The organism is Vibrio ziniensis (assembly GCF_011064285.1).
Taxonomy (GTDB): Bacteria; Pseudomonadota; Gammaproteobacteria; order Enterobacterales; family Vibrionaceae; genus Vibrio; species Vibrio ziniensis.
On record NZ_CP049331.1, the window covers coordinates 2,203,399 to 2,224,378 of the forward strand.

The following is a 20,980-nucleotide window of genomic DNA, read 5'->3' on the forward strand; positions in this document are numbered from 1 at the left end:
TAAATAGAAAAGCCCCGATAAACAGAGTTTTACAAGAAACTAGGTTATCGGGGCTTTTATTTACTCGCCTACAAGGTCTTATACCATTCTGGAAAATTTCCTGATCAGTGAATGGGCGTCGATAAGCAAACCCTCCGAGCCATGAATGGCTCGGCGGAGCTTCAGGGACGAATGAATGCGCGTTTGCGTTTGACGCCCATTCGCTGCTCGCCGATGCTCAATCTGATCATATTTTTATCTAGGATGGTATTAAACTTTAAAACGACGAATCTCAGATTCTAGCTCATGAGAAAGCGAAGACAATCTTGCAGCTTGCTCTGCGGCATCTTGCGCCTCAATTGAGAACTCGTTCGACACATCGCGAATTCCTTGTGTATTACGGGTAATTTCAGACGTTACTGACGCTTGTTCTTCAGCCGCTGTCGCAATATGAGTTGCCATATCACTGATAGCTGACACTACGCCTCTAATCTGTTCGAGTGATTGAGAAGCATTGATAGCATCAGTCACACTGGTTGCAGCGAGTGCACGGCTGTCATTCATGATTGACACCGCTTTACCCGTTGTACTTTGCAGGGTATCGATCATTTGCTGAATTTCTTTGGTTGAAGCATGCGTACGTTGGCTCAACACTCGAACTTCATCAGCTACCACAGCAAAACCTCGACCTTGTTCACCAGCTCGAGCCGCTTCAATAGCAGCGTTCAGTGCGAGAAGGTTCGTCTGCTCTGCGATACCTTGAATTGTCGATAAGATATTACTGATTTGATTGCTGTGACCTTCTAGCTCTGCAATAACGCCCGTTGCTACTTCAACTTCAGTTGCAAGGTTTTCAATCGAAACCTGCGTTTGAGAAACCTGACGAGCACCGGCGTCACAAGCGATAACCGCATCATTTGAATTGCTCGCTGTTTGCTCAGCATTACCGGCGATTTCATGTGTGGCTGCAGACATTTCATTAATGGCTGTAGCGACCATATTGATTTCGTCTTGTTGCTGTTGAATACGCACATTATTTTGATCAGATTGCTTTGCTGCATGCGCTGATTGCTCTAACAACTCAGCAGACACATTGCCCAAATTTGCTACCATTTGTTGCATATTGCCAACGAATTGGTTGAAGTTTTTCGCAAGTAGTCCCACTTCATCATCTGAATGAATAGCCAGACGTTGAGTCAGATCCGCGTCACCTGAAGCTATTTCTTCCAAAGCTTTATTCACTCGAGAAAGGTCTCTAATTAGGAAGTTAACTAGCCATGAAACAGCTATCAACACTAGCAAGGTGATTACGAACGCTGTAGAAATTAGCCCCCACAGCAGAGAGTCAGTTGAAGCAAGCTCGGTCTTCTTATCTAGCTCTACTGCAAAAATCCATTGTGTCCCTGGAACGGCTTTAAAGTAATACCATTTTGCTGCTCCATCCAGTTCGACAGGAATAAAAGTTTTATCTTTGGCAGCTTTGGTAATTGCTTCAATAGTGAATGCGTTAGAGACTGACGAAACAGGCTTTAGAGTTAGCTTCTTGTCAGGATGCGCCAACCAGTTACCGTCTTGAGTATCGATAAGCATGGTTCTTGCGTTATCACCAGCATCTGATGAAAGTACTTCCGAAACGAGTTGCTCAATCAATACATCTGCGCCGACAACACCTGAAAAGCGTCCATTAACTTTCACAGGTTCAGCAATAGTAATAAGCAGAGCATTGGTTACAGCGTCTTGATAAGCCGTTGTTACAATCATTTTTCCAGCTGCCGATGCATCAATGTACCAAGGGCGTTTGCGTGGGTCATAACCCGCTTTGTTTCGTTCCGGATAAGAACGATTCATTACCCCTTCGGTCGTACCATAATAAAGCTCATCGAAGCCACCTGAGGTTCGACCTTGCTGCAAAAATGGAATTGGATCTGAAGCATTCGCATAGTCTTTAAATGCTGACGCTATAGATTTTCTGTCGGCAACCCAATCAGAGATGCCCTTAGCGGTAGCTGTAGTCAAAGTTTCAACACGCTCTGACATAGCTTTTTGTGTTTGATCGTAGATACGGTCGATAGACAACCATGTTAATACACCAGCCATAACAACAACTGCGGTAAGGCTAGCCCCAATTAACTTTTGCTTAAGCGAAAATGACATTGTTCAACTGCTCTCAATATTATTGTTTTACGCGAGAGATACTAACCTCATACCCACACCCCGTACACTAAAAAGTAATTATTCCTACAATAAAAATGTCATTTTCTTACACAGCAAGACACAGTACGTTGATCGAAGTACTGAAAGAGCGAGTCCCTTTTTATTTCACTAACTTACCGCTACACTTACGCTTCCATTTACTACATTGAGAACACCATGGCTTATCAGTGCCCGCTTTGCCAGCTTCCCCTCACTCTTAATCAACGTACTTATTCTTGCGCAAACAATCATCAATTTGATTTGGCAAAAGAAGGTTATGTAAATTTGATGCCCGCTCACCATAAGCGTTCTAAAGATCCTGGTGACAATAAAGAGATGATGCAGGCAAGACGTCGTTTTCTCGATGGCGGTCATTACAATCCGATGCGTAAAAAAGTAGCCGAACTATGTAAGCGTTTCTTAGCAAACACAGACCATCAGCTTTTAGACATTGGCTGCGGTGAGGGCTACTACACCACTTACATTGCTGATTGCTTGAAAGAACAATACTCCGGCTCTAATACCTTTGGTCTGGATATATCCAAAGTCGCTATTCGGTATGCCGCAAAGCGCTACTCAAATTGTGAGTTTACCGTGGCCTCCAGCCACCGCTTACCTTTTGCAGACAACAAACTCGATGGCATCTTACGTATTTATGCCCCTTGCAAAGCTGATGAACTGAATCGTTGTGTTAAATCAGGTGGCGTGGTTATCACCGTTACACCAGCGGCAAGGCATTTGTTCGAGTTCAAACAAGGCATTTATAAGGATGTACGTTTGCATGAAGAGCAGCCAGAAGAGATTGAGAACTTTACCTTAGAACACGAAGAAAAAGTGAACTACTTGATGGCTTTAACTGGTAGTGAAGCATTTGATTTATTGCAAATGACACCTTTCGCATGGCGCGCTAGCGAAGCTTATAAGGCGGAGCTACAGCAATCAGCGAACGTGCAATGTGAAGCGGATTTTATGATTCGCGTGTATAAAAAGGCTTAATTGCAGTAGCTATCTCATCGTTAATCGTCAAAGGAGTTATAGATAAACTCTCACTGTTTCTATAACTCCAGCAACAGCACCTAAATAATTATAACTCGCCTAATCTGCCAAAAACGGTAATGCATGATCATCTTATGGAAAGATGCTCACTACTCAGTACTCTCCCACAAACAAAATGCTCAAAAATAACGCAAGTTTGACATAATTCAGTCGATACAGTGTTTGGTGTAGGAATTTGGAGAGCAGCATGAATCCCGTAGGTATTAACCCAATGAGCAATCCTACCTCTATAGTATTGATAAGTAGAGGAACTGCATCATTAGATTCAGAGTCACCAGCACCTTTGAAAGTAGAACAAAACACAGTAACCCTGTCCGATGAAGGGAAAAAATTACTCGCAGCCCTAAAAGACCTAGAACACGAGGGAACGAATAATACAAAAGATAAAACCGTCAGCGACAAGCTTGAAGCCTTTACCTATGGTGCACTAGGTATGGAGCATCCAGATAAGATTAAGCAAGAAGTAGACGCATCATATTCTGCAGGTCAATATCTCGCTGCTGCAGCCAGTGTGGGTAGCATGCTACTGCTGTTTGTTTAAGGTTCTAAAAAGATTCCAGACAGATATTTCCAGAACACTAGCTAGATTTTAGTTTCGATTTGGATGATTGATAATGTGATCTTCCCAATCGACCACATCGATTTCATACACCACTTTATTGCGAACACTCTCACCGGCTGCATGCATGGCGGCTTTTGAACCTGTAATGAGCGGGTGCCATTGTGGCAGAGAGTCTTCTTGCGACAGTAGACGATACGCGCAAGTATCTGGAAGCCAGTGAAACTCATCAATCTTATCGCGAGTCAGTTTTAGGCATTCTTCACCCGATTCAAAACGGTTTGGATAATCTTTACAAGCGCAGGTTTTACTATTTAGCCAGCTACAAGCCACGTTGGTGTAATACACTTCATCACTGTCTTCATCCATCAACTTATGCAGACAACACTTCCCACAGCCATCACACAGTGATTCCCACTCTGTTTCTGTCATTTGCTCTAGTGTTTTGCTTTCCCAAAATGGAGTAGTCATTGGTGGATTCTTTCTGTCAGTAACTGGGGGACGTGTTATACCCCCCCACTACACAAATTTCAAGGGTAAATATGCTGAAAAAATCAGCGCAAAAAGTCTGCAGAGGCTAATCTTTTCTGTTAACATCTGCGCCCTTCTTTTTGCTTTCGGTAGATCACGATGAATTGTCGACTTGGATGTGGTGCATGTTGTATCGCACCTAGCATATCTTCTCCAATTCCTGGCATGCCCAACGGTAAACCTGCAGGTATTCGATGCATTCAATTGAATGACGATAACTTATGTAAGTTATTTGGCAAACCAGAAAGACCAAACGTCTGTCATGACTTCAAACCCTGCCCTATCGTCTGCGGCTCAACCAATCAAGAAGCACTTCAAAATCTTACTGAACTCGAACAGTTGACCTAATTTCTACTGTTTTTGAACCCAAGTACCACTTTTGAAACAGATTAATTGTTCGATCTGCTAAGTGATTTGTCTTTTTCAACTACGCTTCTGATATGTCTTTCGTTACATATAGGAATGTGACAATGAAGAAATATCTTGCTGAAGTCGTAGGTACATTTTGGTTAGTTCTCGGTGGCTGTGGTAGTGCAGTGTTAGCCGCTGCATTTCCTGACGTTGGCATTGGTTTACTTGGAGTATCATTGGCGTTTGGTTTAACTGTTGTTACGATGGCATTTGCCATTGGTCATATATCAGGTTGTCATTTGAATCCCGCGGTGACTTTTGGCTTGTGGGCCGGAGGTCGATTTGAAAGCAAAGATATCCTTCCCTACGTACTCGCTCAGGTGATTGGTGGAGTCATCGCCGGTGGTGTTTTGTATGTCATCGCGACAGGTCAGGCAGGCTTTGATGTCGTTGCGTCAGGGTTTGCGAGTAACGGTTATGGAGAGCATTCACCAGGCGGATACTCGTTCATGGCAGCCTTAGTCTGTGAACTGGTTATGACCGCTGTATTCTTATTCGTCATTATGGGTGCCACCGACTCAAGAGCACCACAAGGTTTTGCTCCCATCGCTATTGGCCTATGTTTGACCTTAATCCACTTAATCAGTATTCCCGTGACTAATACTTCGGTTAACCCTGCACGAAGTACAGGTGTGGCAGTGTTTGTTGGTGACTGGGCCATTTCGCAGTTGTGGCTATTTTGGGTTGCACCTATTGTGGGGGGAATGATCGGGGCAATTATCTATAAAATTGTTGATGGCGAAATAAAAGAAATTTAGTTCTTTTATTGAAGATAAAACAAAGCCGCTGTGATAAGCAGCGGCTCTGGGTACTGAATCGTATTTTAGGAAAGTTTTTGGCGACCGAGTAGAGAGTGGGATAGCGTCGTGCCATCAACCAGTTCTAACTCACCACCAACTGGCACACCATGAGCAATACGGCTTGCTGAAACTTGGTGCTCTCTGCACAACTCAGCAATATAGTGAGCAGTAGCTTCGCCTTCCACAGTTGGGTTAGTCGCTAAAATGACTTCACTGATCCCGCCTCTTTGCAGACGAAAATCCAGAACATCTAAACCTATATCGCTCGGTCCTATACCATCCAATGGAGACAAGTGCCCCATCAGTACAAAGTAACGGCCTGAAAATTGTCCTGTAGCTTCTAAGGCAGCGATATCTGCTGGGCTTTCAACTACACACAGCTGGCCATTTTCTTGACGTTTAGGATTTTTACAGATGTGGCAGGTTTCTTCTTCGGTAAATGTTCGACATTCACTGCAATGACCAATATCGACCATCGCCTGACCAAGCGCCTCAGCGAGCAGCAACCCACCTTTTCTGTCGCGCTGTAACAAATGAAAGGCCATACGCTGAGCCGACTTGGGGCCAACCCCAGGTAGACAACGTAAGGCCTCCATCAAATGCTCCAGCATATGACTGGTACGCATCAATCACCTACTTTTTAGAAAGGCATCTTCATGCCTGGTGGTAATTGCATACCGCCAGTTACTGTAGCCATTTTCTCTTTTGAAGCTTCTTCGATACGACGTGCAGCATCGTTAAATGCAGCAGCAATCAAATCTTCTAGCATCTCTTTGTCGTCTTCCATCAAGCTTTCATCGATGTCAACGCGACGAACACTGTGGCTGCCAGTGATAGTAACTTTTACCAAACCTGCACCAGATTCACCGGTGATTTCCATGTTTGCGATTTCTTCTTGCATCTTCTGCATGCGATCTTGCATTTGTTGGGCTTGCTTCATTAAGTTGCCCATTCCGCCTTTACCAAACATCTTTATCTCTCTGGTTTATCTTTGATTGTTTCACATACAGTGGGGTTAAAATTCTGAAATCTCAACCCCTCCGTTTCGCTTAAATTGGTCTCACGCTATCTTTATCAAGTTCAGCGCTAAAGCGACGCTCAATAAATTGTACATTAGGATCCGACGATAGTTGGCTCATTGCATGAGAAAGTTTCTCTTGGTACAGCCTTTCACGCAGTTCAAGTGGCGTTTCACCATCCTCACCTAATGAGACAGAAAGCACACACTCTTCACCTAATTTTGTATTGATTGCCTGTAGTAGTTCGCTTTGAGCTTTATCGGTATTAAGGTGAGCGTGGCTAGAGCGTAATAAAAGCTCAACCACATTACCCTGTTTTTTATAGACCGAATTTAATGCCAACTGCTCTACGAGTTTTGCCGTTTCTAAACTTTGAATCAGATTTGCCCATTCACTTAGAGCACACGCTTCATCAATAAGTTTCGATGTCATCTCTGGTGTCTTTTCATGTTCCAAAGACTTTTTAATTTGAGTCGGTGTCAGTTCTTTTTTTACTTCAACGTCAGCAACCGGCTGAGTTGGACGCCATTGATAGGCTTCTTGTTCTTCAGGCTCATTGGTATCAAAAGAAGGCGACATCGGCGAAGCGTTCTGGGCACGCTGTGCCACGCGTTCTAACACCGAAGTAGGTTTTGCTGATGCCGCTTCAGACTTTTTTGGACTACTACCTTGTTGCCCCGAATTTCCTTGAACAGAGTTACCTTGCTGATTCAGACCTTCGCGCTGTGAGCGCAATTGGTGCCTTAACCCCGTCAAAGGTGATGCAGCTTTGCGATCTTGCGCAGGTGTTTCTGTCATTGCTGGTTGCATTGCAGGATTCGCCTGAACTGCTTGAGCTTGAGATGCAGGTTCAGAAGTTGGATGCGTCGACTGTTGATGAACAACTGGCTGATGAACTGACTCTTGTAAATACTGTGGAGCACTATATTGTTCAGGCACACCTGCAGAAGTTGCTGTCTGTGAAGGTTGAACCGAATCAACAGTTGGCTGCTGAACGCTGGGTACAGCCATCGTCATTGGTGCTGTATTTAATTGCGGAGTAACTGGTGCTTGCTCTACTGATGAGTATTGAGTCGATATCGCTGATGTCAACGACACTTGAGAAGGTCTGAATGCCATCATTCTCAAGGCAATCATTTCCATTCCGATGCGACCTGTCGGTGAAGCTGCAAGGTCAGCGCGACCTTTTAACGCAATCTGATAATACAGCTGTACATCCTGAGGAGTAAGGGACTGTGCTAACCACTGGATTTTTTCTGCATCAGGTGCCGATTTATCTAGGCTTGCAGGTAGCGCTTGAAACATAGCAACACGGTGCAACTGAGTTGCAAACTGTTGAAGTAGTCCATCCCATTCGACACCATTCTGCGCAAATACCTCAATAGACTCCATCACCTTCTGTGGCTGTTTGGAGCTGATTGATTGTAGCAAATGCAGTGCTTGGTCTGTATCAAGAGTCCCCAACATATGCGACACAATATTGTGATTCACATGGTTGTTACCCAGCGCAATAGCTTGATCGGTTAGACTCAGCGCATCACGCATACTGCCATCTGCAGCATGAGCAATAAGACCTAGTGCTTTATTCTCGAATGCGATCTTCTCTTCGCTCAACACATGTTCAAGCTGCTGTTGAATATTTTCGATACTGATCGGTTTTAAATGAAACTGCAGACAGCGCGACAATATCGTCATCGGTAGTTTCTGAGGGTCAGTGGTCGCGAGTAGGAATTTCACATACTCTGGCGGCTCTTCCAACGTCTTCAATAAGGCGTTGAAACTGTGACGCGATAGCATATGAACTTCATCTATCAGATAAACCTTAAAGCGACCACGAGCTGGCTTATACTGAACGTTATCGAGAAGCTCACGAGTATCTTCAACTTTAGTACGAGACGCAGCATCGATTTCTAATAAATCAACAAAACGCCCTTGATCAATTTCTTTACAGGTTGAACATTCACCACACGGTGTTGATGTAATACCTGTTTCGCAATTAAGCCCTTTCGCAAAAAGTCGTCCAATCGTAGTTTTACCAACACCACGAGTACCACTGAATAGGTACGCGTGATGAAGCTGATTGTGAGCCAAAGCATTTTCTAAAGCTGTTAATACATGGGCCTGCCCTACCACTTCTTTAAACTTAGTAGGACGCCATTTACGCGCTAAGGCAAGATAACTCATGAAACCTTCCGTTGTAGATGTTTACACCTAATTTGACTGTTCAGTCATTGGACAGGGAATAAACACAACTGTCCTGCAACTGAAAAGGTATTAGTGGCCTTCAAATTCACAGATGCTGTAAACGTTTAAGCCTAAACCTTCTAAACGCTTGTCACCACCAATTTCTGGTAGATTGATAACAAATGCTGCGTGTTCTACTTCACCGCCAAGTTGACGAATAAGCAGAGTCGTTGCTTCTATGGTACCACCTGTCGCTAACAGGTCATCAACGACAAGGACTTTGTCGCCAGATTCAATAGCATCAACATGAATTTCAAGCACGTCAGTGCCGTACTCCAACTCATAAGATTGAGCAATTGTTTGACGCGGCAATTTGCCCGGCTTACGCACTGGTACAAAACCCACGCCTAGTTCTAATGCTAATGGTGCTCCGAATAGGAAACCACGAGCTTCTGTACCCACAACCTTGGTAAATCCCATATCCTTATACTTATCAACCAGTAACTGAATAGTTGCTTGATAAGCTTTAGCATCTTCCAACAGACTCGTTACGTCACGGAACAAGATTCCTGGCTTTGGATAGTCTTGAATAGATTTGATGCTTGATTTGATCAGTGAAAGAGTTTCGGTTGTCATAACTAAATTAACTTCGGTTCGTTTAGTACATGAATCTATGTACTGGTATTAAAATTCCGGCACACCCTAAATTAATATTTCATCGTGCCGAAAAAACAAACGCCCACTCGAAGAGTGGGCACACTTCCCGCTAATGCTAGTGATTTTCTTGCTGCTTAGCAACCAACTCGTAGGTCGGGATTCGCTGAAACCCAGTGATCAATACCACAAGCCCAACAAACAGTAGAAGTTTTAGCCAAGTATGAGGTACAAACCAGATAGAAAATGAAAAACTCGCAATGATGAATACCGTCCCGCGAATTTTCACTTTCTTGGAGACGGCTCTGTTCTGATACCAGTTTTCTAGAATTGGACCAAACAATGAGTGCTGATGTAACCAACAGTGAAATCTAGGACTTCCCCGAACAAAGCAAGCGCTAGCAAGCAATATAAACGGTGTAGTTGGAAGTAAAGGAAGGATGATGCCCAGAACACCTAGGCATACACTCACAACACCAACAATATTATATGTGTAACGACGAATACTGATGGTGGAACCTCTAAATGACTAGAAGCCTTCGTATCCACTGAATACGCGAATCCAAGTCAAAGTTGCCGGAAGCGTAGGGATTAAAAGAGCTGCAATAAAACCTAAAAAATATAGAACGTTATATGGTTCTTTAAAATCTTTGTCTGCCATGGGTATACGTCTCTGAGCTGGTGTTGAGTCTTGTTTTTGCATCTCGTTACATACAAGTAAACAAAATGATGCATCATTGTTTTCGGCGCAGACTATACCTTAAACAAACAGACTCAAACACTGAGTAATTGTAGGGTTATTAATAACTAGATACTAGGCTCACACTATTAAGATATGTAAAAGCCTACAACCTAACCACCAAGGCCTTACGCACCTGCCCCACGATGTATATCAAGTGAAAAACTGCTCACACCTATTTTACCTAATGAGAGCTGACATCCACCATGAATCAGAAGATCTTTGGTAATAAAATTTTTCAGACAATTTTCACCAAGATTCACTCCCGCGGCAATGTGCTGAGTCATGTAGCCATTTGACCATTGGCTATCCAAGCCGGCAGGTAAAATAGAGAGGGTTCCATCCGTTAGATTGGCTACACCAAACAAAGCAGAGACTGGCTTAGCGCAAGGAGAACATTCGATTCCCTTTTCTAAAATATCAGCCAAGTCTTTAAGATCGGCACTGAAGCTACGCAAATTACGTAAATAATCATGAAATAGCGCTCTCACCAATAAGGTACTCGCCACGTTGTCTTGTTCATTAGTGGCGGAATCAACCAAATAGAAAGCAAATTGACCATTCATCAACCACGCGTAATCAAACACTAATGGCATCGTGTCAGTCGATTGTAACAGTCGATAACTGCACTTCCACACACCTTGAGAAGTATCGTTTTCCGGTAATAAAGCATGCAGCAAGTCACGAGCGGCATTTGGATTTGAACGCAAAAAGTCTAGGTGCCAATGCAACTCTTGTTCTTCTGGTATATCTCCTCCACCATCCACCCTGAACCATTGACTTGAAAAATCACGATGGTCGGCAATATGGTTATTGGTATCTTCTAACGTGCTTTGTATTGCACAACCTAGATGAGCGTGATTGCCGATCGGTTTAGCTAAGAAATCTTTTATACCGTATCGCAAAGCTTTCGCCACATCAGACATTTCATCTGTAGCAGAAACAACGATTAGTGGGAGAGATGGGTATTCTAGGCTGACTTCTTCGACGAACTCTATGCCATCTAACACAGGCATAGATAAATCACATAAAACCAAGTCTGGTTCAACCGTTCTTAACTTTCTTAGACCATCAAGACCGTTTTCGGCCTCCATAACTTCATAGCCTTGTGCAGACAAATAACCACTTGTGATACGTCTAAAAATAGGATCATCATCAACCAACATAATTAGTTTCTTTCGAACCGCTTCAGGTACCCGAGTCGGTTCCACTCGAGGATGAGTTTTGTACATAGCCTAACCTCACTATGCGCTTGTTGTTTGCGATGACATTAACTTCAAAGCAGGTGAATTCATTATTTAAAAAATAGTCAGTAATTAGCGTTTATACAAATATTCCACTCTAAAGCTTGGTTGAATACTACATGTACGCAATGTCATGAAATCGTCAAACAAGTTGACATGACTCAACCTTTGAATTTTGATATCCGTATAAGTTAAGCAAATTCGTAAAATAATGTGTCAGGAAAAATGAAACTAGACGATTTAAATCTCTTTCGACTTGTAGTTGAAAATGGAAGTTATACAGCAACTTCTCGTAAAACGATGATTCCGGTTGCAACAATCACTCGTCGCATTCAAGCATTAGAAGATTCATTAAACCTAAGGCTCCTAAACCGACACGCACGTAAACTCTCCCTTACAGAAGCGGGAGAACGTTTTTTCAAAGATTGCTCACCTTTATTGCATCGTTTAGCTTCGATGACCGAAGAGATCACCGATGAGTGTCGTGGTGCATCAGGCAAACTCAAAATTTCTTCGCCATCAAACCTTACTAAACGTTTAATGATGCCAATGTTTAATGAGTTCATGAAACTGTACCCCGAGATTAGTATTGAACTCACTACAAGCAATCAAGCTGATCAACTTGATCCAACGGAATGGGACGTAATTTTTAGAATTGGTCCACAGAGGGATTCAAGCTTAATTGCTCGTAAAATCAGCGAAGTGAAAGATATATTAGTGGCTAGCCCTATGTATTTAGCCAAGAACCCAGCTCCTAAGCATGCCGAGGAATTAAGCCGCCACTCGCTTCTCAAAGGCCACCCTTTGTTGAAATGGCAGCTAACTAATACCGAAGGTGAAACCATCACCAACCTAGATAAAGGGCGTTTCCAAGCAAACACTTTGGATGTAGTACGCATTGCTTGTTCTGAAGGGTTGGGAATTACATTAATGCCAAACGTGATGATCACAGAATACATCGCAGAAGGCAGTCTGGTTCGCGTGCTTGACCAATGGAGTGCGAACCCTCGTGATATCTATATGCTTTACAATCACAAAGATCATTTACCAGAGAAAGTGCGCTTGTTCATCGACTTTGTCATTGGTTACCACTTGCATTCATAATGCTTGGGTTCCAATTATCACTCCCAATAACACAATGATTTGTATATCGATAGTGTTGTTCAACATACAATAAGTAAAAAGCCAGTGAATTAATCCAACTGGCTTTTTCTATCTTAATTTTTGCGTGTAAGTTGATCACGTAAATTCGGTGGGGTGCCTTTGATGGTCAGAGTATCCGTTTCTGGATCGTAGAAAACGCGCTCGCCCATCAACAAACTGTCGAAACTGATGTTCAAACCGCCACCAGCACCCACATACTTTGTTAGTTTTCTCATTGTTGAGCGGTCACCAGGAAAACTTTCTTCTAACTCGTAGCCGTGCTCACGTGTAAAGTCCATAAAGCTAGTTCCATCCTGAGAAGGAGGAAGTTCACCTGACAACTCTTTAACTTGAACTTCTTCTCCGGCCTTTATTTGGTCATTACAGTAGTCGTAAACTTGCTTTTTATAGTTAATCGCTTCACTTTTCTCTAGCTTTGAATCACTACAAAAATCTTCAACGGCTTGCATCAACACTTTGTTCTGCACTTTTGCATCAAGGCCAACTTCTGCTTGAAGAAAATCCAAAAAGAAATCTGAAACTTTGCGCCCAACTCTGCCTTTAATGTAAGAAAGGTAGCGATTCGACTCTTTGTCTGTTTCAAAATTAGAAAGATCTATACGTGCAACAATATCCATTTTATTAATATCAAGATAGTCTGTTGCACTGATGTCTAACCCTTCCGTCACCTTCAGGCTTTGATTTAAAGGTAAAATCCCTACTAACAGGAAATCCGTCGCTAAGGACTGATATTCAGCCATCACTAAGATACCTTCATCCGCAAACGGGTACTTTGAAAGCTCATCTTTGAGACGTTGCGCACTTATTTGAGAAAAATCGTAAAATGAACGCTGACTTTGACGCATTTCTTGTAACCAGTTTTGAAAATCACTGTCAGACTTGAAAGAGCCAAAACCTTTGCCAGCTTTCGCGTTAAAAACGCGATGTAGTTCGGATACTAGGTTTTCTGTTGATGTATCATTATCAAGAGATTGAGCACGGAAGTTAACCGTCAACTCGTCGTTATTGTTTTTGCTTAATTGATGCAAAATGACATTAGAAAGGTGCAGACTCATAGTGAAATAATCATCGTTCTGGTTTCAGTTGTAAGGCATAGTAGGTTATCATAAGCCGTTTTTACTATCATCATTAGAGTATTTATGCCTATAACATCGAAATACAGCGACGAAAAAGTTGAAGCTATCCTGACTGAAATCGCTGCCGTTCTTGATAAACATAATGCGTCTCCTGAACTTTCGCTGATGATTGCGGGAAATGTTGCAACTAACGTTTTAAATCAAAATGTCGCGGCATCACAACGTAAAGCTATTGCGGAAAAGTTTTCTCAAGCATTAATGTCATCATTAGCAGACTGAATTTAAATATAAAAACGGATAATTAGAAAAGTACATGGTAGATAGCGGAAACACATACGGCGAACGCGTATCACGTCTTGTCGGTTGGGGGCATTGGTTTGCCTTCTTTAACATCATCGCAGCAATGCTGATTGGTACAAGATATATCGCACAATCGCCGTGGCCAGAAACTTTCCTAGGGCAGCTCTATCTCGCGCTTTCATGGGTGGGTCACTTTGGCTTTTTAGTGTTTGCTATCTATTTATTAACGCTTTTCCCGTTAACATTTTTGATCCCATCACGTTCACTGTTCCGTTTTGTGTCCGTCTGTTTCGCAACATTCGGTCTTACCGTCCTGCTTATTGATACTCAGGCATACCAGACTATCAACCTGCACTTAACACCCGTTGTTTGGGAGTTACTGTTCAGTGATGAAAGCAGTGCTGTACGTTCAGATCTTCAACATCTCTTCGTAATACTACCTCTGATTTTCTTACTGCAGTTGGGTTTATCTGAATGGGTATGGCGTAAGCAACGTAAACTGACACATAAACGTATTGGTCGCCCACTTGCCGCAGTATTCTTCATCAGTTTTATTGCCAGCCATCTTGTATACGTATGGTCCGATGCTTACTTCTATAGTCCAGTGACTAGCCAGAAAGCGAATTTCCCATTGTCATATCCAATGACAGCAAAATCGTTTATGGAAAAACATGGTTTATTAGACAGAGATGAATATCTTAAGCGCTTGGAAGAAACTCAGAACACGGTTGATTTAGTCAATTATCCAATTGAAGAAATCAAATTTGGACGTCGTGCTAATAACCTCAATATTCTATTAGTCAGCGTGAATAATTTACGTGCAGATGTCCTAACACCTGAGTTGATGCCTAATGCATCTAAGTTTGCAGCAGAAAACTTAAACTTTACTAACCACTACAGTTCTAGCAACGATATGTTTGGCTTATTTGGACTTTTTTATGGTCTGCCTAGTAGTTATGCAAGCAGTATCGAAGCACAAGGCGATGCACCTATTATGCTGGATGTACTTGCATCGCAAAAATACCAGTTTGGCCTTTTCAGTGGCGTAAATTTTGATGACTCACTTTACCAAGAAACCATTTTCCGTAACTTGGACATGTTTAAAGAGCCCTTCAGCTCCGAAGCGAGTAATGATGAGCAAACTATAGTTCGTTGGACTTCTTGGGTTGAACAGCAGAAAAAGCAACCATGGTTTAGCTATTTGGAGCTATCTACGGTCGATAACTTTGACCAGTATGATGGAATAGCCTCCAATGGTTCAGCGAGTGACAGATTACGTGAGGGATACAATCATTCGGTTACTTTAGCTGACAATGAACTTAACCGATTATTCACTAAACTGAATGAACTTGAACTCTTAGACAACACCGTTGTAGTTATCACGTCTAATCACGGTACAGAGTTTAATGAAACAAGAACAAATAGCTGGGGCGCAAACAGTAACTACAGTAGTTATCAGTTACATGTTCCAATGATCATTCACTGGCCAGGAAGAGTTGCTGGTATATATAAGCACAGATCTAGCCATTTAGATTTTTCTGTCACTATTATGCAAGATTTACTTGGGGTATCTTCGAATCCAAGTGATTTCAGCAGTGGTAGAAACCTATTTAATGAAACTAAACGAAAATGGATTCTAGCTGGTGATGCTCGCGAGCTTGCACTTATCACCGATGAACAAACGACTGTTATCGATAAGTTTGGTAACTTCAAACTTTACGATGACAACTACCAACGTTTGAAAGACGAAAATCCAACTCTGCCGGTATTAATGCAGGGCTTCACGGAACTGCAACGTTTTTACGCGAAAGATAATTAAATCAGCGGTTTAAAAGATTTTCGTATTGACTGATATACAAAAACTAATTAGATTACGCGAATCGGACTGTAGCGCAGCTTGGTAGCGCACCGTCATGGGGTGTCGGGGGTCGGAGGTTCAAATCCTCTCAGTCCGACCATACACCTAGAAAGAGAGCTTCGGCTCTCTTTTTTGTTTCTGAAAATACCACTCAAAATTCCCAAGCAGCGCACGATATCAAGACATAACATTACCGTGAAATGACAATCCCCACCATAATAAGCATCTTATCTGGACGGGAGATAAAACTTGAACTCTAATTGCTTACTGCCACTTCTAGCCGTAGCATTACTCGGCTGTGGGTCAAATACAAATTTATCGAACCTACAACAAGATACGCAAAATAAATTGCCAACAGATAATATGGTGACGGCAGCCGAATTCGCAAAATTCAATAACATTCTGTCTAATTCAAGTTTGCAACGTTCAAATCCCCACTTAAATGATGGTAATAAAAGTAATGTCGCGAATAGCCATCAACTTTTATCAGGCTACGTAGATGAATACTTCTACGTTGATAAAAGCAGCGAAAATCTAACCTTTACTATCAGTGGGCATAAAAACCGTTCTGAAATTCGCGTTAATCAAAACTTTGATACTGCTGAGCCAAACATTGAACGAACACTTAGCGCAAGTCTTCAACCAATCAATATACAGGCGACATTAGAGAAAGCAGTAAGTGGCGACGAAGTGACTTTCTTGCAAATACACAACAAAGGCACTGATTCCAGTGGTCATGGTTACATACCTCACCCTCTATTACGTATAACTTATGAAGCAGAACGCAATGGAAAATATGGCCATTATTGGGCCACGATAAAGTTAAATGCTTTAGATTGCCGCACTTCAGTAGAGTCGCTAGCATCAGAATGTAGCAATGCTTATAAAAAATTCGACTTAGGGGAAGCAAAATTAAAGCAAATGACAGATTTCGATATTACTGTGCATGAAAGTCAACTGACTATCAAAGTCAATAATGTCGAAAAAGTAAACCACAATATTCAATACTGGAGCCACTTACTTAGTTACTTCAAAGCTGGTGTCTATAACCAATATGACGATGGTGATGGCATCAATAGCTGGTCTCAAGTGCAATTTGCCAAACTAAACGTCGTAGAAAAAAACTTCTATGTCCAAAAACCATTAGAGTGGGATATTAATAAATGGAAGCTTTCCATTCCTGTCACTAAAAAAGACTGGAATACAAAGAATAACAGTACGACGGTTGCTGATTTTTCCCCCGAGCACTGTTTTAACTCCCCACAAAGTGAATCCTTTGTATTAACTAATCAAACCAATTTGGCATACCGTTACCCGACTGGATTGATCTCCTTTTTTAAGGTTGAAGATCAACGTTTGCATTTCTCAGCAGACATGGGGTATGGGGTAACGACAGCTAACTCTAATTATATCCGTTCAGAGTTAAGAGAGTTATTTAATACGGACAGTGTCAGCACATGTAGCACCAATACCAGTAACACGAGCTGGAAAGTCAATGATTCAGCTACACAGACTCACCGCCATACTCTCACATCAACGTTGCGAATCGATGAGTACCCTTCCGTTCTAGGTCAGTTACCTAAAGTCGTTGTTGGGCAAGTACATGGTTGGGAAATCAAGCAAGCGCTGATAAAGATACTTTGGGAAGGTGACGATAAGCCCGTTAGAGTACAACTTAATCAAAGTTTTTTTACAAATAACAAGGCATGTAAAAACAACGAGTCGAATTGCAACGCTTGGCCATTTAGTATTGAAATGGGCACATATGCCAGCAAAATCGACTGGCAGTATCAAATTGTGGTGGATGATAACGGATTACAAATTACGACCCAGCAAACAGACGGTAGCCAAAGAGTCCAACGTAACCTCTATTGGGGACAACCATTTTCAAAGACTAAAGAAGGTAAGAAGGTCACAATGGATTCAAAATGGGCCAATGACGATATAGCCTACTATTTCAAAGCTGGGATATATCCTCAGTTCAAGCCAACCCCTTCATATGCAAACCAGCGTTTCTCAGTGAGCTTTTCTCAAATTGAAGTTAGTCACGAGTAGGAGCTAGTTAACCCTATTTAACTATATTAAGTATACCAACAGCTACGCCGTCATCAGAGCAAAGCCCCCCTAAATATTACCTTGATATTTGGTTTGCTGGGCTGTTTTTATATGATAAATCAACCACTCATTAACATTAAATTAATCAAAAAGTCCTCCGACAAAAAAATATTGTAAAAACGTACATTATTAGAGCAAACAGTTCATTAAGGGGTTTACAAGCTTAGGTTTGGTCGTTAATATTCGCTTCAACAACGGAGAGATGGCTGAGTGGTTGAAAGCACCGGTCTTGAAAACCGGCGATGGTTAATAGCTATCCTAGGGTTCAAATCCCTATCTCTCCGCCACTTTTATGAACTAAGCTGTTGATTTTTCAACAGCTTTTTTCTTTTCTACGGTACAAAAGTCACTGATACATAAAGGTGATACATATGTACCTGTTCAAACATCCTTCTAGCGTCTACTATACTCGCGTAAACTTCCCTTCTTCGCTTCAGAAGAAAGGCTACCCTACTGAAAAACGCATCTCTCTTTTAACGAAAGAACGCAAACTTGCGATTATTCGAAATCTTGAGATGACTGCTCATTTAAAGAGTCTATTCATCGATCTGCTCAAAGATCCCGACATGGATTTCTACACCTGCTCAACTTCTATCGATACTGTTGTTGAAGCACTACGTAACAATTATCGTGAAGAAGACCAAAATCGTTACTACGCTTCACTTCCTGCTGTTCAAGATGATATTCAACTACCTCGTCATATCGATCTACAAGACGAACGTACCTACCTGCAAACCGTCTCTCCGTCGTATCATTTCCGCCGCTGGCTTGCTCAATTCATCCAATCTAAAAATACAGAAGGTGTTGTCGCTTTAACGACTCATCAACTTCAGCAACGAGTCAGTCATTTCCTAGACTATCTTGATAGAGAAGAGCTTTCAGAGCCAAGCACAGGCGATATGCTGAGCTATTTTGACCACCTGCGTTCCGAAGGTCGATCAGCTAAAACCAATAAAGACTATTTTGCTTCAACTAAGCAGTTTCTTTCTTGGTGCACGATTAAAGAGTTCATTCTTGTTAACCCTGCTCAGTCAACACTAAACATGCAAGCGATCAGCGCGAACGGTGGAGCATATCTGAACTAGTCTTCTCCCTTAAAGGAATGACATTATGCGGAAAATAAAAACGATCACGGTCAGTCATGCATACAAACCCAAGTTTGACCATTTAGTTGCGCACAGAGAGCAATGTGGCTGGAAAATAGTAAATCCAGTGACTGAGCACGACGTAGGACATTTTGTGGATATGGCAATCGAACAACGTCCGATACTCTATACGAGTATTTCCGGCATTCTCTATCCGCACGATGATAAGTATCAATCAGAGGCTGTTGATGCGTACCATGCGGGGAAATTTACTGATATTCAGTTTATATCTACCGCCGTCCAGAATTTGATAGCCCTACTGGATTCAACAGAAACTAAGCTAAAAGTTCATTCAATGTGGCGCTATCGGCTCTACGGTGAAACTGAACAAATGCGACAACTTTTTTTGAAAAATAGCTTTCAGCCACATCACCTACATCCAAAATTTTTTGTTCCGTTTAAGGGACGTGACGGATTCAAGGAGTTGGATATCAGCTTTTCAGTTAGTGATGATGCGTTGATTAATATAGTGCTTGATACCTGTCAGTTAGGGCTATCATCGCCATTTGTTAGCCACAAGGTTCAATCTGCATCTAAAGGGCTGTCTAGTGGTGATATAGATGTGATTCGAAGGCTAATTGAGGAGCTATTGATGTAGTAAGAAAAATAATCTACAGCGAGGCTTAGTATGATAAATATTACTTTAGCATATGATATTCTTCAAATTAATTGTCAAGTAAAGTTAGTATGATGACACACGTAAAAACAATTAACATAATTAAATGTAAAAAAGGGAATTTTTGTGCATAAAAACTCGAAACATCTAGCGACTTTAGTACTCATTTCATCCACGATACTTGCTGGTTGTGGTGGTGATGACAGTGGTAGTGGTAGTGGTCGTGGTCGTAATACAAGTTCAATCTCAGCATACAGCTACAGTGGCTCTATGCTAATTGGTAACTGTGTGGGCAACAGTGTGCTCGCTACAAATGACTTTCTTATTGGCACAACAAGCAACTCTGTGAGCGCTGAAAAGCTAGAGTCCATGATTAAGTCTGCTCAAGCTTCATTTGATATTCTGGTTGGTAGTAATAACTTCAATGTCAATGCTGCAACTGACCTCGGCATTGACTCACAGAATCGACTACAGATTTGCGTAGAAACTGAACTTGGCAGTAATGGCACAGCCAATTACGAAGGCATCATTATTGGTGCGGACAATTCGGGTTCAGCTCTGGATTTTATGTTTGACCATGAATTAACACATACAATATCAGCTAATATCGTTGGAAAGGTAATGCTTACTATATCTGCTGATCGTTGGTTTAATGAGGGTCTAGCAACTTTAATCGCAGATAATAAAATCCTTTCCAAATCCAAAATGCTTAACTTAATTAATCTTTCTAATGGAACACTACTTATTCCGACTAATGTGAGTGACCATGATGACGAAAGCATTTGGATTAATGATGGTAAAAAAATATCTAATTTCTACCCTGCCTACAATACAGCTATTCGATACGCCATGCATATGGGGGCTTCAAAATCAGACTTCGTAGATATGCTATTTAAAATACGTGATATAGAAAATTCATGCAAAGAACAGCAAGAAGCATATTACTATGACAGTTCTTATGCGCATGGTTCAATTTCAATCACAAATCAATCTAGTTACTGTGATGATACTGATGCTGGTTACGAAACCAAATATAATGATGAAATTATTTCTGGTGACGATGTGATGCAAGTTGCTTTTGATGAAATCATGTCTCGAAACGGTAGCGGATTAACCATGAACATGCTTAAAGATAATGATTACTTTGTAAACTATGTCGTAAATGGCTTTCTGAAATAAGAATCTTAACTGTTGATTCATATAGATGGACTCAATTTTGTTATTCGATGATCTAGTTTAGAATTTTGAGCTGCTGTAAGTTGTAAGTAATGCGTAATGATTCCTAGCGGCTGTTACAGTAGTTTCTGTGACTGTATCACAAAGAAAAAATGGCGTTT

The 20,980-nt window shown here is 41.7% G+C and carries 20 protein-coding genes and 2 tRNA genes; 13 read left to right on the forward strand and 9 right to left on the reverse strand.

Going from position 1 to position 20,980, the window contains the following annotated elements; all coding sequences use genetic code 11:
• Positions 1 to 249: 249 nt before the first annotated feature.
• Entirely contained in the window at positions 250 to 2,133 is a 1,884-nt protein-coding gene (locus G5S32_RS10045) for a methyl-accepting chemotaxis protein (protein ID WP_165311890.1), read from the reverse strand.
• 216 nt (positions 2,134 to 2,349) lie between these two features.
• Between G5S32_RS10045 and rlmA the strand changes: the two genes are divergently transcribed.
• Positions 2,350 to 3,168, forward strand: coding sequence for a 23S rRNA (guanine(745)-N(1))-methyltransferase (gene rlmA, locus G5S32_RS10050; protein WP_165311891.1), 819 nt, complete (start codon positions 2,350 to 2,352; stop codon positions 3,166 to 3,168).
• A 247-nt stretch (positions 3,169 to 3,415) separates the two neighbouring features.
• A complete protein-coding gene (locus tag G5S32_RS10055; protein WP_165311892.1) occupies positions 3,416 to 3,769 on the forward strand; it encodes a hypothetical protein in 354 nt (117 codons plus the stop codon).
• 48 nt (positions 3,770 to 3,817) lie between these two features.
• On the opposite strand, the gene G5S32_RS10060 is transcribed toward G5S32_RS10055, so the two are convergent.
• Positions 3,818 to 4,258: a YcgN family cysteine cluster protein gene (locus G5S32_RS10060; protein WP_165311893.1), complete on the reverse strand. Its 441-nt coding sequence runs from the start codon at positions 4,256 to 4,258 to the stop codon at positions 3,818 to 3,820.
• A 159-nt stretch (positions 4,259 to 4,417) separates the two neighbouring features.
• On the opposite strand from G5S32_RS10060, the gene G5S32_RS10065 reads away from it, so the two are divergent.
• Together G5S32_RS10065 and aqpZ are read left to right on the forward strand one after the other, a co-directional pair.
• Positions 4,418 to 4,666, forward strand: a complete 249-nt coding sequence (locus G5S32_RS10065) for a YkgJ family cysteine cluster protein (RefSeq protein WP_165311894.1) — start codon at positions 4,418 to 4,420, stop codon at positions 4,664 to 4,666.
• Positions 4,667 to 4,788: 122 nt separating this feature from the next.
• Positions 4,789 to 5,487: an aquaporin Z gene (aqpZ, locus tag G5S32_RS10070; protein WP_165311895.1), complete on the forward strand. Its 699-nt coding sequence runs from the start codon at positions 4,789 to 4,791 to the stop codon at positions 5,485 to 5,487.
• A 65-nt stretch (positions 5,488 to 5,552) separates the two neighbouring features.
• On the opposite strand, the gene recR is transcribed toward aqpZ, so the two are convergent.
• From recR to G5S32_RS10100, 6 genes are all read right to left on the reverse strand, one after another.
• Positions 5,553 to 6,155: a recombination mediator RecR gene (gene recR / locus G5S32_RS10075; protein ID WP_165311896.1), complete on the reverse strand. Its 603-nt coding sequence runs from the start codon at positions 6,153 to 6,155 to the stop codon at positions 5,553 to 5,555.
• A gap of 14 nt (positions 6,156 to 6,169) precedes the next feature.
• Positions 6,170 to 6,499 carry a YbaB/EbfC family nucleoid-associated protein gene (locus G5S32_RS10080; RefSeq protein WP_165311897.1) on the reverse strand — a complete coding sequence of 110 codons (330 nt, stop codon included), beginning with the start codon at positions 6,497 to 6,499 and terminating at the stop codon, positions 6,170 to 6,172.
• A 79-nt stretch (positions 6,500 to 6,578) separates the two neighbouring features.
• The gene (gene dnaX, locus G5S32_RS10085; RefSeq protein ID WP_165311898.1) at positions 6,579 to 8,732 is read right to left on the reverse strand and encodes a DNA polymerase III subunit gamma/tau; all 2,154 of its coding nucleotides are present in this window, start codon (positions 8,730 to 8,732) and stop codon (positions 6,579 to 6,581) included.
• Positions 8,733 to 8,822: 90 nt separating this feature from the next.
• Positions 8,823 to 9,368, reverse strand: coding sequence for an adenine phosphoribosyltransferase (gene apt / locus G5S32_RS10090; protein WP_165311899.1), 546 nt, complete (start codon positions 9,366 to 9,368; stop codon positions 8,823 to 8,825).
• 136 nt (positions 9,369 to 9,504) lie between these two features.
• Entirely contained in the window at positions 9,505 to 9,858 is a 354-nt protein-coding gene (locus tag G5S32_RS10095) for a YbaN family protein (protein WP_425509197.1), read from the reverse strand.
• A gap of 395 nt (positions 9,859 to 10,253) precedes the next feature.
• Positions 10,254 to 11,357 (reverse strand): response regulator, encoded by a 1,104-nt coding sequence (locus G5S32_RS10100; RefSeq protein WP_165311900.1) that lies wholly within the window; start codon positions 11,355 to 11,357, stop codon positions 10,254 to 10,256.
• A 237-nt stretch (positions 11,358 to 11,594) separates the two neighbouring features.
• Between G5S32_RS10100 and G5S32_RS10105 the strand changes: the two genes are divergently transcribed.
• Positions 11,595 to 12,473: a LysR family transcriptional regulator gene (locus G5S32_RS10105; protein ID WP_165311901.1), complete on the forward strand. Its 879-nt coding sequence runs from the start codon at positions 11,595 to 11,597 to the stop codon at positions 12,471 to 12,473.
• Between the two features lie 113 nt (positions 12,474 to 12,586).
• On the opposite strand, the gene yejK is transcribed toward G5S32_RS10105, so the two are convergent.
• On the reverse strand, positions 12,587 to 13,588 hold the full coding sequence (gene yejK / locus G5S32_RS10110; protein ID WP_165311902.1) for a nucleoid-associated protein YejK: 1,002 nt from the start codon (positions 13,586 to 13,588) through the stop codon (positions 12,587 to 12,589).
• A gap of 84 nt (positions 13,589 to 13,672) precedes the next feature.
• On the opposite strand from yejK, the gene G5S32_RS10115 reads away from it, so the two are divergent.
• The 8 genes from G5S32_RS10115 (at position 13,673) to G5S32_RS10150 (ending at position 20,822) form a co-directional block, all read left to right on the forward strand.
• Positions 13,673 to 13,888 carry a YejL family protein gene (locus tag G5S32_RS10115; RefSeq protein WP_165311903.1) on the forward strand — a complete coding sequence of 72 codons (216 nt, stop codon included), beginning with the start codon at positions 13,673 to 13,675 and terminating at the stop codon, positions 13,886 to 13,888.
• A 34-nt stretch (positions 13,889 to 13,922) separates the two neighbouring features.
• On the forward strand, positions 13,923 to 15,728 hold the full coding sequence (locus tag G5S32_RS10120; protein ID WP_165311904.1) for a DUF3413 domain-containing protein: 1,806 nt from the start codon (positions 13,923 to 13,925) through the stop codon (positions 15,726 to 15,728).
• A gap of 62 nt (positions 15,729 to 15,790) precedes the next feature.
• A tRNA-Pro gene (locus tag G5S32_RS10125) sits at positions 15,791 to 15,867 on the forward strand.
• A 149-nt stretch (positions 15,868 to 16,016) separates the two neighbouring features.
• Positions 16,017 to 17,822 carry a polysaccharide lyase family 7 protein gene (locus tag G5S32_RS10130; RefSeq protein WP_246201008.1) on the forward strand — a complete coding sequence of 602 codons (1,806 nt, stop codon included), beginning with the start codon at positions 16,017 to 16,019 and terminating at the stop codon, positions 17,820 to 17,822.
• Positions 17,823 to 18,078: 256 nt separating this feature from the next.
• Positions 18,079 to 18,169, forward strand: a tRNA-Ser gene (locus G5S32_RS10135).
• 84 nt (positions 18,170 to 18,253) lie between these two features.
• On the forward strand, positions 18,254 to 18,967 hold the full coding sequence (locus tag G5S32_RS10140; RefSeq protein ID WP_165311905.1) for a DUF6538 domain-containing protein: 714 nt from the start codon (positions 18,254 to 18,256) through the stop codon (positions 18,965 to 18,967).
• Between the two features lie 25 nt (positions 18,968 to 18,992).
• Complete coding sequence (locus tag G5S32_RS10145) at positions 18,993 to 19,625, forward strand: hypothetical protein (RefSeq protein ID WP_165311906.1); 633 nt, start codon at positions 18,993 to 18,995, stop codon at positions 19,623 to 19,625.
• A 144-nt stretch (positions 19,626 to 19,769) separates the two neighbouring features.
• Complete coding sequence (locus G5S32_RS10150) at positions 19,770 to 20,822, forward strand: hypothetical protein (protein ID WP_165311907.1); 1,053 nt, start codon at positions 19,770 to 19,772, stop codon at positions 20,820 to 20,822.
• Positions 20,823 to 20,980: the final 158 nt, after the last annotated feature.

Coding starts and splice junctions, on each gene's coding strand:
- G5S32_RS10045 (WP_165311890.1), bottom strand. CDS start 2,133: ATGTCATTTTCGCTTAAGCAAAAGTTAATTGGGGCTAGCCTTACCGCA.
- rlmA (WP_165311891.1), top strand. CDS start 2,350: ATGGCTTATCAGTGCCCGCTTTGCCAGCTTCCCCTCACTCTTAATCAA.
- G5S32_RS10055 (WP_165311892.1), top strand. CDS start 3,416: ATGAATCCCGTAGGTATTAACCCAATGAGCAATCCTACCTCTATAGTA.
- G5S32_RS10060 (WP_165311893.1), bottom strand. CDS start 4,258: ATGACTACTCCATTTTGGGAAAGCAAAACACTAGAGCAAATGACAGAA.
- G5S32_RS10065 (WP_165311894.1), top strand. CDS start 4,418: ATGAATTGTCGACTTGGATGTGGTGCATGTTGTATCGCACCTAGCATA.
- aqpZ (WP_165311895.1), top strand. CDS start 4,789: ATGAAGAAATATCTTGCTGAAGTCGTAGGTACATTTTGGTTAGTTCTC.
- recR (WP_165311896.1), bottom strand. CDS start 6,155: ATGCGTACCAGTCATATGCTGGAGCATTTGATGGAGGCCTTACGTTGT.
- G5S32_RS10080 (WP_165311897.1), bottom strand. CDS start 6,499: ATGTTTGGTAAAGGCGGAATGGGCAACTTAATGAAGCAAGCCCAACAA.
- dnaX (WP_165311898.1), bottom strand. CDS start 8,732: ATGAGTTATCTTGCCTTAGCGCGTAAATGGCGTCCTACTAAGTTTAAA.
- apt (WP_165311899.1), bottom strand. CDS start 9,368: ATGACAACCGAAACTCTTTCACTGATCAAATCAAGCATCAAATCTATT.
- G5S32_RS10100 (WP_165311900.1), bottom strand. CDS start 11,357: ATGTACAAAACTCATCCTCGAGTGGAACCGACTCGGGTACCTGAAGCG.
- G5S32_RS10105 (WP_165311901.1), top strand. CDS start 11,595: ATGAAACTAGACGATTTAAATCTCTTTCGACTTGTAGTTGAAAATGGA.
- yejK (WP_165311902.1), bottom strand. CDS start 13,588: ATGAGTCTGCACCTTTCTAATGTCATTTTGCATCAATTAAGCAAAAAC.
- G5S32_RS10115 (WP_165311903.1), top strand. CDS start 13,673: ATGCCTATAACATCGAAATACAGCGACGAAAAAGTTGAAGCTATCCTG.
- G5S32_RS10120 (WP_165311904.1), top strand. CDS start 13,923: ATGGTAGATAGCGGAAACACATACGGCGAACGCGTATCACGTCTTGTC.
- G5S32_RS10140 (WP_165311905.1), top strand. CDS start 18,254: ATGTACCTGTTCAAACATCCTTCTAGCGTCTACTATACTCGCGTAAAC.
- G5S32_RS10145 (WP_165311906.1), top strand. CDS start 18,993: ATGCGGAAAATAAAAACGATCACGGTCAGTCATGCATACAAACCCAAG.